We start from the raw sequence: 16,096 nt of genomic DNA on the forward strand, positions 1-16,096 counted from the left end.
GAAGACAAAATCACTAAAAAAGCATCATTTTATTTTTTAAAAATTCAACCTTTGCTGAAACGGCTCTGATTAAGGCTGTCATGCAAAGGTCTCAATACATATTTTTTGCACAATAAAAATTCGGAATCGCTAATTCAAGTGTTGAACTTTATTTAAGTTATATCCTTGTCGAGAATTTTTACGGTTTGGTTTGCAAAAAGAATTACTTGTTTTTTTATTTAATTAAATTATTTTAAGTATTTGATTCTAAGTAAGAAATTATTTTAATTCCAATATGGAATGTATTTTGCTTTAGTGAAGCAATTGCTGCGCATTATTAAAAATCAAATTAAATTAGATGCTGCTTAACGTAAATCATAATGCAGGACGGAGAGCGTCATGAATATAGAAGAAAATCACGGCTCAGGGAAAGACGGACGATCTTTGGCAGATGGCAAGGATCGCCATTCTGTATCTCCGACTGAGTTTTCAGGCGAATCTCGCCGAAGGTTCACCAAAGCGGGTCTGGCGACCACTGGCGTGCTGATGACAATGGCCAGTCGCCCTGTGCTCGCCTGTACTACGCAGTCACCTTCTGGCTTTCAATCAGGTAATCAAAGCCACCGCGGCGTTCCTCAATCAAATTATGCATGTTCTCCTTGTTACTGGGCGGGTACAACAAACTGGCCAGCAAACTTAAAGCATGATAATCCTGACAAAAAGAACAACGGCACAAAGTTCCAGCAAGTATTTACTGACTGCTCAAAATCATCCAAATATTATGGTGTGACCTGTTCCGATTTGGTCGCGGGACTCTCTTTTGATAATGCAAATTACTATATCGGCATGTATTTAATGGCCGCATATCTGAACTCAGCGAGCCATTGGACGCCATTTTTGACGACCGATAAGATTCGCCAGATGTTCACGCAATGGCAAAGCCAGGGACGTTTCTCTCCTTCGCCTGGCGTATATTGGAATGCAGCACAAATCGTCACGTACTTAAAAGCTACGTGGGTTTAAGCTTTTTAGTGGTTTTTGAAAACACGCGATGCTCTGGAGTAATTAAGCAATATGGAATGGAGAGTGCTTGCAAGCACCGCTAGTAATTCTCACAATTGGGGTGACGAGGTTGTCGTTTTTAATGCCTTATCAGGTGCTACTCATTTATTAGATCACGCTGCCGGACAAATATTGGAAAAACTGCAACAGTCCCCAGGAGATGCAAAGTCTCTTGCGGCAATCCTGGCTGATGTATGGAATGTTGAAATTGATGATGACTTGGTTCGGTATGTACGAGATGTTCTCATCAGTTTGCATGCTCTTTCTTTAATAGAGCGTGTCTAATTTGAAGCTGTCTGATTTCACTCCCACCGTACTCTCTCATCACCTTAAGCAAGGCCTGTATTTGCAGACAGGTTCTTTTGTGGTGAATATCCAAACGACTATTCCTGCCGCGATCAAGGGTATTGCGAAGATGTATGCAGACTATATGATCGCTGACGATCGTTTTGCGGATTTTCATGTCCGCCTCTCGGCTCCGTCCGGTCTTAGACGCTGGATTCGCCCCCAAGTTTTGTTTGAGTGTGATGGTAATTTACCCTTCAAGCCTTTGCCATACCAGCAAGCTTTCCCCATGCTGGAATGGGGGTTGAACTGGTGCGTTTCCAGCCATGCACAAAGTTACTTGATTATTCATGCTGCAGTGGTGGAGCGTAACGGCTATGCCGCGATTCTTCCCGCACCGCCGGGATCGGGCAAAAGTACTTTGTGCGCTGCTTTAATTCATCGCGGTTGGCGTTTGCTGTCGGATGAGTTGACTCTGATACGGCTGAGCGATGGTTTGATCGCACCTTTACCACGCCCAGTGAGCTTGAAAAATCAGTCGATTGATGTGATCAGAAAATATATCCCCGAGGCTGTTTTTAGTATTCCTGTCCACGATACGATTAAGGGCACGGTTGCACACTTAAAACCGTCAAAAGATAGCGTCCAGCGGGATAAGGAGACCGCGAAGCCGGCCTGGATTATTTTCCCTAAATACCAAGCAGATACAAAACTCAAGGTAGAAAATATCTCCAAAGCTCGTGCATTTATGCGGGTTGCTGATAACGCTTTTAACTACAGTCTATTAGGGAGTGCCGGTTTTCATTCGCTGGCGAATGTAATTGACAGTGCAGATTCTTGTGAGCTGACATATAGCTCTTTAGATGAGGCGATGGACTTTTTCTCCTCTTTGGCGCTCGCAAAAATATGAGTACGCAAAGCTACTCAAGCCAACAATTTGCGAACAGACGACAGCTATTAGTGGCCGCGCTGCAACAGCCAATGATCGTCAGTACGTACCAACTTCAGGATTGGGATTTGTTGATTCGCCAAGCGCGTGCAGCCAATATGCTAGGCAGTTTGTACGTCCAGCTGCGCGACGCTCACGCTTTAGATGTTGTCCCGCCACCAGCACTTCAGCATCTGATCTGGGCAGATCGGATCGCTGACAAACATCAACAAGCGGTGCGTTGGGAGGTGTACCTGATTGTTAAGGCTTTTGAAGACACTGGTACGCCAGTTGTATTGTTAAAAGGCGCTGCCTATGTGCTAGCCGATTTACCTTCTTCAAAGGGGCGGCTGTTCTCCGATATTGATCTGATTGTGCCAAAAGAAAAGTTGGGTGCGGTGGAGGCGGCAATGATGATGCACGGCTGGGAGTCGGCTCATCATGATGAATATGATCAGCGCTATTACCGTAATTGGATGCATGAATTGCCTCCGATGCAACATGTTAAACGCATGACCGTGGTGGACTTGCATCACGCGATTTTGCCGGAGACTGCTGCGGTGCACCCGGATTCAAAAAAACTGCTACGAGCCACAATTCCCGTTCGCGGAAACGATCAGGTCTTTACCTTGGCACCAGTTGACATGGTGTTGCACAGCATGGTGCATTTGTTCTATGAGGGTGAATTTCATCACGGCTTAAGAGACTTGCTGGATATTCATAAGCTGATGGCACATTTCGGTCGCTCTGCTGAGTTCTGGAATGCGCTGGTGCCTCGTGCGGTGGAATTGGAGTTAACCAGGCCACTTTTTTACGCCCTCAGATATGCACGTATATTTTTGCATACAGACATACCGGCTGGCGTGTATGAGAGTGCTAACGTTGGTGCGCCAAATAAGTGGATGTTGGCATTGATGGACAGTCTTTTTTGTCGCGCTTTATTGCCTCTGCATCGTAGTTGTGATGATGGTTTCACTAGCTTGGCAAGATCACTACTTTATATTCGTGCCAACTGGTTGCGAATGCCGCCACTGTTGCTTATCCGGCACTTATTGCATAAGGCATTCATCTCTCCTAAAAAGGATAGAGGTGCGTGATTTTGAAGATATATCATTTGCTTTATCAGTTGCTCAGATAGAAGAAGAGCAAGCGAGATCCGCGTAAGTTTTTTACCTATGAATGCCTCGCAGTTGCCACCTAGGAATTGTTCTTAAATTATACTACCAGCGAGTATTTTTATATCGTCCATATAAAGCCTGGTCATTAGAGGTATTTTTAAAAAATACTAGGGGAGTATAGTAAATTCATTGGCATTGATTATTTAAAGATCGATGGATTAACGCTCTAATATCAATGGGTTAGTACAGGTTTTATATCAAATTTCTCTCAACGCAAACCATTATCTCTTTAATCTCTGGCTGGCAATATAGAGCTCTGATCAATTCCAAATTATTCCTAAATAAGAGTAAACAATAAAACCACATTAGTTGCATCTTTGATACTTATTCGCCGTCAATTCTCTGTACTATCTAAATTAAAATAATCACAAAAGGTATCGACATTCTCAAGCTGTTTAATCGCTATTCCATGAGCGAAACAGAGTCTGCCCGTTCAGAGCGTGCGACAGAGAACGCGATAAACACAATCTATGTTCAGACCCCTTCGTTTGCTAATTGCCGCGCTGGCTTTAAGTGCGATTAATACTCCCGTATTAGCAGACCAGAGCATTGATATTGCTGCGTCAGTCAGTGATGTAGATAAAGCGAAATTAATTGAGCTGACACGTTTGGCTGCACAATTTGAACACGCCGAAGGGGTTCCTCGTGATTATCCACATGCCTTAGAACTTTACTGCGTAGCCGCCAAAGCGGGTTATGCAGAAGCTCAATATGCGATGGGTTGGATGTATGTAAATGGTCGAGGTGTGCCTAGAAATGATGCAATTGCCCAGCAACTTTTTCAGATCGCTGCTGAGCAAGGACATCCGCAAGCGAAGCAAATGCTCGGTACGATCGTCGTTACAGAAATGACTTCGTTGCCGCCTTGCTTTGACGTCGTTGTCGAAGTCCCTAGCGTTAAAAATGCAGAAACGTTTATCCCGGTTTATCCCAAAGGAAAGATCGCCCAATTAGTACAAAAGCTGGCACCACGTTATTCGGTTGATGCTAATTTTGCGCTTGCCATTATTTATGTCGAATCCGGTTTTAACGAGAAGGCGCTATCGCAAAAAAATGCGCAAGGCTTGATGCAACTTACACCCGACACCGCACAACGTTTTAGTGTAAAAAACGCTTTTGATGCAGAAGACAATATTAAAGGTGGGCTATCGTATTTACGTTGGTTGCTCGCCTATTTTAGAGGTAATGTTTCCCTCGTTGCTGCGGCCTATAACGCCGGCGAGGGTGCGGTAGAAAAATATCATGGCGTACCGCCTTACTTAGAAACACATGATTATGTTCAAAAAATAAATCGTCTTTATCAAAAGACGACTCATCCATATCAAAGGAATTTAGTAACCTCTTCACCCATCGTGATGCATCGAGCAAGCAAAAATCAGCTTTAGAGCGGAAGGCAATATGTTGATCGAGAGAATATTCGGCAAGCGAGATATTTTGGTTCCTTACTTTAAGTTTCGTAAGGAATTACGAGGCAATATTGAATCAGTATTGCTAAAAGAAATTTTTCAATTGCGATACGAGGTCTATTGCCTGGAGTGTCAATTTCTTCCAACCGAGGAGTTTCAAAATGGACTTGAAAGCGATGAATATGATGATTGTGCGACCCATTTTGCAGCCTACACAATGGAAGATGAGATCGTAGGGACTGTGAGACTGGTTCAGCCACTCACGTCGCTAGATTACCCGTTTGAAAGTCATTGCAGTATTTTTGATACTTTTGAAATGCCAGATCGTGCGATCGCGGGAGAAATATCTCGCCTGGTCGTTCGTAAGACGCATCGTCGACGTCGAGGTGATTCAATGGAAGGTGTGTCCAAAGACTTTTTAGAAAAAGGTAGCTCTGCAACTATTAAACCTAACCAAGGCGGGAAGACTCGCAGAGGCAATAGCCCATTACTATTGTTAGGCCTGTATAGGGAAATGTATCGGTATAGCCGCCAAAATGGAATTCGTTTTTGGTATGCAGCAATGGAGAGGTCACTCGCACGTTCATTAGATAAGATGGGATTCAGGTTTGTACCCATTGGACCGCAAACTGATTATTACGGACCTGTTACCCCATTTATCGTTGATTTAAATGAATTGGAAGAGCGTCTGCAAAGAGAAAATAAATTTTTAGCAGCATGGTTTAACGACCAGCCTATTCCATTTAAGATCGTTTTTTTTACCTTTTTAGGTAGTTTCTGGCAGCGCCTAACTAAGCGTCGCACCTAGCAAGGAAGGTGATCTGAGTCGGATTAATTTTAGTAATCAGATTAATTTTTAAGCTTATCGATAGACCAGAATCGAAAATAATTACTCGGTAATGTTGATGAGTTTAGTTTGATTATTTCTAAAGCTGTGTACCACCATTTGCGGTGCGCTTGGCACTTTTAATCCAGCAATAACGTCATGCATCATCGATACCGCCATCGCCGCAATCGTAAAACTACCAACCGCTATTTGTGATGCCGGGCAAGGTCTGCCATCTTCCATAATGGTTAACGCTTTTGCCACCTGCTCCACGACTTGTTTGTCTAAATGAGCGCCAATTCGATTCATTATTTTCGCAAAAACATTGGCATAACTCGCATCCCCTTCACCCTGACTGTCTTGAATGTCATTCGCAATTAAATCGGTCAATGAAATACCAGAATCTGAGGGGAAATAAAGAACTCCAGCGCCATATCCGATAGACAGGGCCGTGAACAATTCTGTGTGAAATGCTTTGGCTGCCGTATGTAGACTCAGGATTGCTTCGAGATCAAGAAAATCGACAGTATCAAAAACGATATTAGCTTTTTTGACGATATCTGCAGTGTTATCTTTATTTAAGTAGGCATAAATCGCCTCAACCTTAGCCTCAGGGTTGATGCGTAAAATTTGACGTTTCAAGGCCTCAACTTTGGGTTTGCCGATATCGTCAAAATCATAAAATTGTCGGTTTAGATTATGCGCATCGACGACGTCGCCATCGACTAAGACGAAGTTGCAAAACCCCATCCGCGTGGCACAAACGGCGACGCTACTGCCAATGCCGCAACCTGCAATCAAGATCGTGGTTTCGCTGATTTTTTTTTGGGTCGTCAGATCCACATAGCCATTATTCCGAGTTACAAAATAATCATAATTAAAACTGGTAGTCATAATAATGTCCTCGAATATGTTTGCAAAATTGACTGTTTTAAGCTCACACAAGCATATAACATGTCAAAGCATAAGTGGTGAAATTTAGTTAACGTTCCGGTAGGTAATTAATAGAGATAACAGCTATTTCCATGCGGCATCTCCATAGACAAATAGCCTGTTTATTTACATTTTAAAGCTGTCGATTTTTCTTACAGCAGATCTAAATATAGGATGATTTTTTTCATTAAAACCGATATTTGTACTGGGTTCTCCTATGAGAATATATTAACGGTAAATAGTGGCACAGCATTTGCTTATATGACGTCGACGCTCAATTAACCGCGCCCTAAACAAATGTGGAGAACTAATATGAACATGAAAAAATGGATAGCAGCAACATCCTTGGGCTTGGCATCATTGTCAGCCGGTGCAACAACTTTGGATGATCTTACTGGCAATTTGAATATCAAATTGGTCGGTTTAACAACTGAAACAAATACAACAGCTGGCAGCAACGAAACAACTTGGGGTGTAGGCTCAATTACTCAGATCTTGGGTACAGGCGGCAAATCCTGGGCTGCTGGTTTGTCTGATGGTAGTTATTTGTATTACATGATTTACGGCATTGCAGATTTGAATATCGTCTCAACTGCATCCGGTTTTAATATCTACAACATTGGTGCGACTGGCGGCACTTCAGATGGATTGATCCATTTGGATGTATATCGCTCTGCAACAAAGATTAATGCTTTGGATTCCGATTTCAACGCAAATCCAAACGATCGTACAGGATTCAATAGCTATTCAGCGTTTGCAGGTCTCGGCCCAGCTTATTTGCAAGTAGTGTTTGGTGCAGGAAAGCAATTGGTTAATGTTGCTGGCGGATTTGATCCAACAGCTGATGAAACTCAATCAACGTTGGTACAGCAAGCGACTTCTACAAACTTGCCAGCTGACGGCAAGGGTTCGTTTTTCGGTGATGTTGTTGGCGGAACTGCTTACAGCTCATGGAATACAAACGCTCAATTCGGACACGATTTTGACGGTAAATATACTTTGAGTGACAACGGTGCTGATGCTGGTTCGGGTGTTTGCACAAGCGCACAGATCAGCGCAGGTCAATGCTTCACCGGTTTGATCAATGATCCAATCAGATCCAATAAAATTCCAGAGCCAGCATCTATCGCTTTGTTGGGATTGGGTTTGGCAGGTCTGGCTAGTCTGCGCCGTAAAGCAAAATAATATAAAACAAGTTTTTTTGTTGGAAGCTGCCTGATAGTAATCAGGCAGCTTTTTTGCATTTACCAGTCTTTACTTAAGTAATGGTAAAAATATTCTGGGCTGTTGCATTCTGCGCAGAATATATTTCATTTTTATTAATCACTGTAAAAATTGCAAAAAATATAGTAATCTCTATATGAATAATGTTTTTTTTGCAATTAATTTGTTGCTGGGCTGTGGAGCATAGATGTTTAGAATCGCCAACCACCACGTATCACGTATCACTTCGATTTTGCTCTTGATTGAATTCAGCATTTCGCTGGTATCAGTTTATTTTGGAGCAATGATTCGTGATGTTGATCATGAACTTCCGTTTTCATCCTCGTCTAATAGTTTTTTTCAAACTGCCTGTGTATTTGCCTTTGCAGTCGTATTTAGCATGAGTGCATTGGGCATGTATCAGATCAATTTTAGAGAGGGTATTCGTAATACATTTCTTCGTCTGATGCCTTCGTTTGCCATGGCATTAATCCTCATTACCTTAGTATTTTATGTGCTGCCGACTTTGTATATTGGCAGAGGTATGCTGGGTATTGTGTTGGTTATTGCCGCTATCGGCATTTTGGTGGCGCGAGTTTTAATATTTAAGACATCGCAATCTGGCGTTTTACGGTCAAGGATTATCTTTCTTGGAAGTGGCGCTATTGCAAAGGAGTGTTGTGAACTTGCTTTGAGTAATTCAGCCCATCATGAATATGAAATATTAGGCTTTATGCCAGTTAGTGATGAAGATTGCCAGGTTGTTAATGTCAATTTTTTCCCCGCGAACACTCGCTTAAGTACCCTTGCTGAAAAATATAATGCAGATGAAATTGTGGTTGCAGTACAAAATCGACGTGGCTCACAATTTCCGATTGATGATTTGCTTGAGTGCAAATTAAGTGGCGTGAGAGTGATTGATGCTGCGGCCTTTTTTGAGCGCGAGGCATGTCAAATTCGCGTTGAGTCTTTACAGCCTGGCTGGCTCGTCTTTGGTGATGGATTTAATCAGAATTTTTTGCGGCGAATTATTAAACAGATTTTTGATTTATTCGTCAGTGCGATTATTTTCTTGTTGGCGTCGCCTGTCATGTTAATTACTACTTGTCTTATTTATTTGGAAGATCGTGGCCCCATCCTTTATAAGCAAGAGCGAGTCGGGAAAGACGGCAGAACCTATATGGTTTTGAAGTTTCGTAGTATGGGTACGAATGCTGAGCGAGCTGGTAATCCGCAATGGGCAACAACGAATGATCCACGTGTTACTAGAGTCGGTAAGATCATCCGCAAGTTGCGCATTGACGAATTACCTCAAATACTGAATGTCTTGAAAGGCGAAATGAGTTTTGTTGGCCCTCGCCCTGAAAGGCCTTTCTTTGTAGATCAGCTATGCAAAGATGTTCCTTTTTATAATTTGCGGCACAGCATTAAGCCAGGTATTACCGGTATGGCTCAGGTGAGATATGCCTACGGAGCCTCGGTAGAAGATTCTTTGCAAAAGCTGCAATATGATTTGTATTACGTCAAAAACAATAGTCTTTTTTTAGATGTTTTGATTTTGTTGGAAACAGTACAGGTCGTTTTGCTAGGCAAAGGTGCTAGGTAACACGCCCGCTTCAAGAAAGTAGATTAGATGCTGATTAGTGTCGCTTCGCTTAGTTACACCATCGCTGCATCAGCGTTTTTACTGTTATCCATTGTTTTGATGACTTTATGGCGAGGCCGGCTTCATTGGCTGTCCTTGACAATTGCCTGCATGCTGACTGCGTGGTCGTCTGCCATTCTTGCTTATCATGCTTTAACGGGTATTCCTTTATCACTTTTCTCGCAGTCTTTAGAAGTTGCTAGAGGAGCGAGCTGGATCTTATTTTTACTCGTATTACTCAATCCACAGGCTCCTCCTAAAGTATTTTCCTGGTCGCGAGCCACAACTTATTCACGTTTTATTTTGGTATTTTTGGTGACGCTATTTGTTGCCACTATTTATGTGCACGCTAGCTCGGAGAGCGTATTTCGTGAACAGATTCGTCTCGCTAGTGATACTTTTGGCCGAGTTGCCATGGCCGTGATTGGTCTTTTGTTAGTCGAGCAATTTTTTAGAAATATGTCTGATCAAGGGCGATGGGGAATTAAATTTGCCTGCCTTGGTATAGGCGGCTTGTTTGCCTATGATTTTTATCTGTACAGCGATGCGATGTTGTTTCGCGCGGTTAATCCAGAAATTTGGGCTGCCAGAGGTATCGTCAACTCGCTTAGTGTTCCTTTGATTGCAATTTCTGTTGCCCGCAATCCAAAATGGTCACTCGGAATATTAGTATCCAGGAAAATGTTGTTTCACTCTGCAACGCTATTCGGTGCGGCATTTTATTTGTTAGCGATGGCTGCTGCAGGATATTACCTCCGATTTTTTGGTGGCAATTGGGGGACGGTCATGCAAGTGGCCTTTCTTTTTGGGGCCGTCATTTTGCTGGTCGTCTTACTTTTTTCCGGATCTGTACGTTCTTGGCTTAAAGTTTTTATAAGTAAGCATTTTTACAACTATAATTACGACTATCGAGAAGAGTGGATGCGTTTTACCCGCACGCTTTCTGTTGGTGGCACAGACTTGGATGAGCGGGTGATTCGCGCTTTGGCGGAATTAGTGGAGAGTCCTGCCGGTGCCTTATACGTCAGGCGAGAGTCGGGAAATTGTGAGCCGGTCAGCCATTGGAATATGCCTTTAAGAGAGTCTATCGAACCTTTGGATAGTGCTTTTTGCCGTTTATTAGAAGAGAAGCAGTGGGTAATTGACTTACAAAGTACGGACGAACACATCAATCCGTATGACGATACCGTTATTCCAACCTGGTTGCGAGAATACCCGAGAGCTTGGCTAGTTTTACCGCTGATCTTCAATAGTAAATTATTTGGTTTTATTGTTCTTGCCCAATCCCGCAGTAAGATCAAGTTGAATTGGGAAGTATTGGATTTATTAAAAATTGCGGGGATTCAGGCCGCCAGTTATCTGGCGCAGCAAGAATCGGCCAATGGTTTAATGATTGCAAGACAGTTCGAGTCTTTTAATCGTATGTCTACCTTCATGGTGCATGACTTGAAAAATCTGGTAGCGCAATTGTCGCTATTGTTATCGAATGCGGAAAAACATAAGGACAATCCCGAATTTCAAAAAGACATGATTGATACGATAGATCACTCAGTCCAGAAGATGAAAGTCTTGCTGCAAAAGTTAAGTCGAGGGGCGTCGGCAGATCAGGCAACGGTAGTTGTTTTGGATGACTTATTACAAAAGGCTGTGGAATCTAAATCACCATATCAGCCCAAGCCGAAATTAGATATACGTAGTGGCGCAATAAAAGTGTTTGCTAATTGGGAGCGTTTAGAAAGAGTCATTGGTCACCTGATCCAAAATGCGATTGAGGCTACACCTAATGACGGCGAAGTAACAATCGTACTAAGCAAACAGAACAACTTTGCCGTAATTGAGATAAAAGATACAGGGGTCGGGATGTCGGAAGAATTTATCCGTGAAAAACTCTTCAGCCCATTTGTGTCAACTAAAGTAGCTGGTATGGGTATCGGTGTTTTCGAGACCAAAGAATATATTGATGAGCTCGGCGGACGAGTTGAAATTAGTAGCCGTGTATCGGTCGGCAGCAGTTTCAAAGTGATCTTACCTTGCCATTTTTCAGATCAAGCGAATGCTTCGCAAAATGTTAAAACACAAAAGGTAATAATGTGAGCCAAGAGAAAAGAAAACTGCTCATTATTGAAGATGACCTTGGGCTACAAAAACAATTACGCTGGAGTTTTGATGCGTATGAGGTGGTAGTTGCAGGTGATAGAGAAAGCGCATTAGCGCAGGTGCGGCGCCACGAGCCTGCCGTTGTTACGATGGACCTCGGATTGCCACCAGACCCAGATGGAGCAACAGAAGGTCTTGCCATTTTGCAGCAAATTTTATCGATGGCACCAGATACCAAAGTAATTGTTTTATCCGGTAATCAGGAGCGTGATAACGCTGTTAAGGCGATTGCGATGGGTGCCTATGATTTTCATCAAAAACCATTTGATCCAGAAATGCTTGGCTTAGTGATCGAGCGTGCATTCTACTTACATGCGCTTCAGCAAGATAACCGCCGCATGTTGCAAATGCAGTCAAGCTCACCGATGTCTGGCGTGATTAGCCGTGACCCAGGCATGATGAAGGTTTGTCGTAGTATAGAAAAAGTAGCACCATCCTCGGCTTCCGTCATGTTGTTGGGTGACAGCGGTACCGGGAAAGAAGTATTGGCGCGCGCATTGCATCAACTGAGTCCGCGTCAAGACAAGCGTTTTATGGCGATCAACTGCGCCGCAATTCCAGAGAATTTGCTGGAGAGTGAATTATTCGGTTACGAAAAAGGCGCGTTTACTGGTGCCGTGAAGCAGAATCTAGGCAAAATTGAGCTGGCGAATGAAGGCACTTTTTTTCTGGATGAAGTTGGTGATTTACCGATGGCATTGCAGGCGAAGCTGCTACGGTTTTTACAAGAGAGAGTAGTTGAACGTATCGGCGGGCACAAAGAAATTCCGGTAGATGTACGCATTGTCTGTGCGACCCATCAGAACTTAAAAGAGCTCACAACAACTGGGCGGTTTAGGGAAGATTTGTATTATCGTCTGAGTGAAATCGTGATCAATATTCCGCCTCTGGCTGCACGTGCCGGTGACGCCGCATTATTGGCGCATCACTTCAAGAATAAATTTAATGCTAAAGAAGGTCGTCCGGGTCTGAGTTTTAGTCAGGATGCGTTAGCGATGATAGAGGCGCACACCTGGCCTGGTAATGTGCGTGAGATGGAGAACTGCATCAAACGCGCGATTATTATGGCGGATGGTCCTCAAATTACTGCAGACGATTTAGGATTATCTTCAGAGCCGGTAGAGGAAGCGCCGATTAATTTGCGTCAAATACGTGAAGAAGCCGAGCATAAAGCAGTTGTTAAAGCACTCGCCCGAGTCGATGGCAACATCGCAAAAGCATCAGAATTGTTGGGGATCAGTCGACCTACTCTGTATGACTTAATGAATCGCCATGCGATTAAATAGATGCCAGTAGCATGTACAACTGACGTATTTAAACCCCTACATGCCAATGCATATACAGATGATTTATCAATGGTCGATCTCGTTCACGAGTTAATTGAACATAGCGCTCATCGGTTGCCGATGGCAGAGGCGTTGTGCTATCAAGGTCAGCGCTGGACTTATGCTGATTTGGAAGACTATACAAAACTCGCGGCTCAGCTATATTTATCAGCAGATTTACAGCGCAGCGAGCGTGTGGCGGTCTATCTGGAAAAGCGCTTGGAAGTCGTGCCAGCTTTATTCGGCGCATCTGCAGCTGGCGCGACCTTTGTGCCAATCAATCCTTTACTGAAACCCGACCAAGTCGCTCATATCCTGGGTGATTGCAATGTCAAAATCCTGGTGACTTCGGCGGAGCGCTTAAGCACGCTTGCTCAGGTTTTGGTGCAATGTCCTGATTTGCATACGATCTTTCTTGTTGGCGCGAGCGAATCTACCTTGAATGTTGCGCAAGTTAAAATCGCTTCTTGGGACATCGGATTAGAAAACGCCAAAGCACAACAGCAGACAGAGAAAACGCCACCGACAAAATCGCAGTCGCAAAAACTACCTAATCAACCATTGTTACCGCATCGCTGTATCGACAGTGATATGGCAGCGATTCTTTACACCTCCGGTAGCACAGGTAAGCCCAAAGGCGTGGTGTTGTCTCATCGCAATCTCTTGGTTGGCGCTAACAGCGTTACCAGCTATTTAGAGAATCATCCGCAAGATAGAATTTTGGCTGCTTTGCCGCTGAGTTTCGATTATGGATTGAGTCAACTCACGACGGGTTTTGCTGTCGGCGCTACTGTAGTTTTAATGAATTATCTTTTTCCTCGCGATATTATCAATATGATTGAGGAAGAAAAAATTACTGGTTTGGCGGGTGTTCCACCGCTATGGATCCAGCTCAGCCAACAAAAATGGCCAGCAAAAACCTCCTTGCGGTATCTCACCAATTCTGGCGGAGCGATGCCGAAAATGACGCTGAATGCTTTGCGTACGCATCTGCCAGATATCAAGATTTATCTGATGTACGGTTTAACGGAGGCATTTCGCTCTACTTATTTACCACCGTCCGAGGTTGATCATCGGCCTGACTCTATTGGCCGCGCAATTCCTAATGCTGAGATTTTAGTGATTAACAAAGACGGACAGCATTGCCAGCCCGAAGAGGAGGGCGAGTTGGTACACCGTGGTCCCTTAGTATCGCTGGGGTATTGGAATGATCCGGAAAAAACGGCTGAACGTTTTAAGCCGCTTGGCAAACATAGTAGTGCGCAGCTTACGGGCTTGCCTCTCCCCGAGATTGCAGTCTGGTCCGGTGATACAGTGCGGCGTGATAAGGAGGGTTATCTGTATTTTATCGGGCGTCAGGACGAGATGATCAAAGTCTCTGGCTACCGGATTAGTCCTACCGAAGTCGAGGACATCGTGCATGTGGTCGAGGGAGTGGCAGAGATTGCCGTATTTGCCGTGCCGCACCCAGTCACCGGGCAAGCGATTATTCTGGTTGCCAGCCATACTGAGGGAGTAGATTTGCATCCTGATGTGTTGCGCAAAGAGTGTCAACGACGTTTGCCTTCCTACATGGTGCCAGCGCATATAGAAATTCAGTCGTCCGCGTTGCCAAGAAATCCCAATGGGAAAATTGATCGTAAGGCATTGCAATTGCGATTCGCAGATCGGTTTCAGCCCTGACTTATAGTATGGTTTAAAAATACTCTCTATGAGTATATATAGAGTGTCCATAATAAACCTAGTCTATACGGCATATTCTTTAAAAAGTAGGGGGAGTATATGGATATTTGCTGTCTCAAGATGATTCAACATAAGAGTTTTCTCTGTTACTTCTGTGCCCCCAATTAGATTTCGCTAAGCCTTGTATAAAATGAAGAAACCTGTGCACGCATCCCAAACTCAATTTGCTACCAAAGATGGTTGTCTTCAAATTGGCGGGATCGCATTGCCAAGACTGGCGCAGCGGATCGGTAGCTCGCCATTTTTTGCGTATGACAGAGACTTGCTAACGGCAAGAGTGCAGCATTTGCGCCAGTCCTTGCCCAAAGACATTTATCTGCATTACTCCATCAAGGCCAATCCTATGCCAGCAGTTGTGCAACATATGGCAGGTTTAGTCGATGGTCTGGATGTCGCTTCTGCCGGTGAGCTGAAATGCGCTCTCGATACCAGCACATCACGAGGCAATATTAGTTTTGCGGGTCCTGGTAAGACCGATGCCGAACTAAGTCAAGCCTTGGCCTCCGGCGCAATGATTATTCTTGAATCAGAGGGGGAGCTGGAGCGTTTGCATCAGCTCGCACAACGCCTGACGATACAAGCCAAAGTAATGATACGGGTCAATCCTGATTTTGAGCTTAAATCCTCTGGCATGAGAATGGGCGGGGGCGCCAAGCAGTTCGGGATTGATGCCGAGCAAGTGCCACAAGTTTTACAGCGGATAGCAGCGCTAAATATAGACTGCGTAGACTGGTTTGGCTTCCATATTTTTAGTGGTTCACAAAGCTTAAAAGCGGATGCCATCATGGAGGCGCAGACCAAGAGCATTGAACTAGCGATCGCTCTGGCGCAGGATGCCAGCAAACCACTAAGACATCTCAATCTTGGCGGCGGATTTGGTATTCCCTATTTCCCTGGAGAGTTGCCGCTCGATATAGCGCCGATTGGTGTTCATTTAGTCAGCTGCATGGAAAGAATACGCTCGGTTTTCCCCGATATTCGAGTGGCATTGGAATTCGGACGTTATCTGGTTGGTGAGGCGGGCATCTATGTCGCTAAAGTGATTGATCGTAAATTGTCACGCGGTAAGATATTTCTGGTGATTGATGGCGGCCTTAACCATCATTTAGCCGCATCAGGAAATTTCGGCCAGGTCATTCGCAAAAATTATCCCGTTACGACGGTAAATTTTTCACCATCAACGATAGTAGAGACAGTGTCGGTAGTGGGTCCGCTTTGTACTCCTTTAGATCTCATTGCTGACGAGATGATGTTGCCACAAACGCAAATCGGCGATTATATTGTCGTGTTCCAGTCGGGTGCTTATGGTCTGTCTGCAAGTCCTTACGATTTTTTGGGACATCCTAAAGCGATAGAAGTATTAGTGTAATTGCGTCAATTTACTAAAACACATTCTTCTCGCGCTTACATTTTTTCATCAAACATC

13 protein-coding genes are annotated in these 16,096 nt (G+C 44.0%); 12 read left to right on the plus strand and 1 reads right to left on the minus strand.

What is annotated here, in order from left to right:
- Positions 1-378 precede the first annotated feature (378 nt).
- The 6 genes from AAKU64_RS12680 (at position 379) to AAKU64_RS12705 (ending at position 5,646) form a co-directional block, all read left to right on the plus strand.
- Positions 379-1,002, plus strand: a complete 624-nt coding sequence (locus AAKU64_RS12680) for a hypothetical protein (protein WP_354330125.1) — start codon at positions 379-381, stop codon at positions 1,000-1,002.
- A 63-nt stretch (positions 1,003-1,065) separates the two neighbouring features.
- A complete protein-coding gene (locus tag AAKU64_RS12685; RefSeq protein ID WP_354362208.1) occupies positions 1,066-1,326 on the plus strand; it encodes an HPr-rel-A system PqqD family peptide chaperone in 261 nt (86 codons plus the stop codon).
- Positions 1,319-2,236, plus strand: coding sequence for an HprK-related kinase A (locus AAKU64_RS12690; protein ID WP_354330128.1), 918 nt, complete (start codon positions 1,319-1,321; stop codon positions 2,234-2,236). Before AAKU64_RS12685 ends, AAKU64_RS12690 begins: the two co-directional genes overlap by 8 nt.
- Positions 2,233-3,351: a nucleotidyltransferase domain-containing protein gene (locus AAKU64_RS12695; RefSeq protein ID WP_354330130.1), complete on the plus strand. Its 1,119-nt coding sequence runs from the start codon at positions 2,233-2,235 to the stop codon at positions 3,349-3,351. The genes AAKU64_RS12690 and AAKU64_RS12695 overlap by 4 nt, the downstream gene beginning before the upstream one ends.
- A 551-nt stretch (positions 3,352-3,902) precedes the next feature.
- Entirely contained in the window at positions 3,903-4,817 is a 915-nt protein-coding gene (locus AAKU64_RS12700) for a transglycosylase SLT domain-containing protein (RefSeq protein ID WP_354330132.1), read from the plus strand.
- 13 nt (positions 4,818-4,830) lie between these two features.
- Entirely contained in the window at positions 4,831-5,646 is an 816-nt protein-coding gene (locus tag AAKU64_RS12705; protein ID WP_354362209.1) for a PEP-CTERM/exosortase system-associated acyltransferase, read from the plus strand.
- An 81-nt stretch (positions 5,647-5,727) separates the two neighbouring features.
- On the opposite strand, the gene AAKU64_RS12710 is transcribed toward AAKU64_RS12705, so the two are convergent.
- A complete protein-coding gene (locus AAKU64_RS12710; protein ID WP_354330136.1) occupies positions 5,728-6,558 on the minus strand; it encodes a ThiF family adenylyltransferase in 831 nt (276 codons plus the stop codon).
- A 351-nt stretch (positions 6,559-6,909) separates the two neighbouring features.
- Here AAKU64_RS12710 and AAKU64_RS12715 point away from each other — a divergent pair, with 351 nt between their 5' ends.
- The 6 genes from AAKU64_RS12715 to AAKU64_RS12740 all read left to right on the plus strand — a co-directional run bounded on the left by AAKU64_RS12715 (position 6,910) and on the right by AAKU64_RS12740 (position 16,039).
- Positions 6,910-7,782 (plus strand): PEP-CTERM sorting domain-containing protein, encoded by an 873-nt coding sequence (locus AAKU64_RS12715; RefSeq protein ID WP_354330138.1) that lies wholly within the window; start codon positions 6,910-6,912, stop codon positions 7,780-7,782.
- A 226-nt stretch (positions 7,783-8,008) separates the two neighbouring features.
- Positions 8,009-9,406, plus strand: coding sequence for a TIGR03013 family XrtA/PEP-CTERM system glycosyltransferase (locus tag AAKU64_RS12720; protein WP_354362210.1), 1,398 nt, complete (start codon positions 8,009-8,011; stop codon positions 9,404-9,406).
- Between the two features lie 27 nt (positions 9,407-9,433).
- Positions 9,434-11,539 carry an XrtA/PEP-CTERM system histidine kinase PrsK gene (gene prsK / locus AAKU64_RS12725; protein ID WP_354330142.1) on the plus strand — a complete coding sequence of 702 codons (2,106 nt, stop codon included), beginning with the start codon at positions 9,434-9,436 and terminating at the stop codon, positions 11,537-11,539.
- The gene (gene prsR, locus AAKU64_RS12730; protein WP_354330143.1) at positions 11,536-12,888 is read left to right on the plus strand and encodes a PEP-CTERM-box response regulator transcription factor; all 1,353 of its coding nucleotides are present in this window, start codon (positions 11,536-11,538) and stop codon (positions 12,886-12,888) included. The genes prsK and prsR overlap by 4 nt, the downstream gene beginning before the upstream one ends.
- Positions 12,889-12,957: 69 nt before the next feature.
- A complete protein-coding gene (locus AAKU64_RS12735; RefSeq protein WP_354330145.1) occupies positions 12,958-14,610 on the plus strand; it encodes an acyl-CoA ligase (AMP-forming), exosortase A system-associated in 1,653 nt (550 codons plus the stop codon).
- Between the two features lie 190 nt (positions 14,611-14,800).
- Positions 14,801-16,039 carry a pyridoxal-dependent decarboxylase, exosortase A system-associated gene (locus tag AAKU64_RS12740; RefSeq protein WP_354362211.1) on the plus strand — a complete coding sequence of 413 codons (1,239 nt, stop codon included), beginning with the start codon at positions 14,801-14,803 and terminating at the stop codon, positions 16,037-16,039.
- Positions 16,040-16,096 lie beyond the last annotated feature (57 nt).

It is taken from the genome of Undibacterium sp. GrIS 1.8 (assembly GCF_040544445.1).
Classification (GTDB): Bacteria; Pseudomonadota; Gammaproteobacteria; order Burkholderiales; family Burkholderiaceae_D; genus Undibacterium.

Coding starts and splice junctions, on each gene's coding strand:
- AAKU64_RS12680 (WP_354330125.1), top strand. CDS start 379: ATGAATATAGAAGAAAATCACGGCTCAGGGAAAGACGGACGATCTTTG.
- AAKU64_RS12695 (WP_354330130.1), top strand. CDS start 2,233: ATGAGTACGCAAAGCTACTCAAGCCAACAATTTGCGAACAGACGACAG.
- AAKU64_RS12700 (WP_354330132.1), top strand. CDS start 3,903: ATGTTCAGACCCCTTCGTTTGCTAATTGCCGCGCTGGCTTTAAGTGCG.
- AAKU64_RS12705 (WP_354362209.1), top strand. CDS start 4,831: ATGTTGATCGAGAGAATATTCGGCAAGCGAGATATTTTGGTTCCTTAC.
- AAKU64_RS12710 (WP_354330136.1), bottom strand. CDS start 6,558: ATGACTACCAGTTTTAATTATGATTATTTTGTAACTCGGAATAATGGC.
- AAKU64_RS12715 (WP_354330138.1), top strand. CDS start 6,910: ATGAACATGAAAAAATGGATAGCAGCAACATCCTTGGGCTTGGCATCA.
- AAKU64_RS12720 (WP_354362210.1), top strand. CDS start 8,009: ATGTTTAGAATCGCCAACCACCACGTATCACGTATCACTTCGATTTTG.
- prsK (WP_354330142.1), top strand. CDS start 9,434: ATGCTGATTAGTGTCGCTTCGCTTAGTTACACCATCGCTGCATCAGCG.
- AAKU64_RS12735 (WP_354330145.1), top strand. CDS start 12,958: ATGGTCGATCTCGTTCACGAGTTAATTGAACATAGCGCTCATCGGTTG.
- AAKU64_RS12740 (WP_354362211.1), top strand. CDS start 14,801: ATGAAGAAACCTGTGCACGCATCCCAAACTCAATTTGCTACCAAAGAT.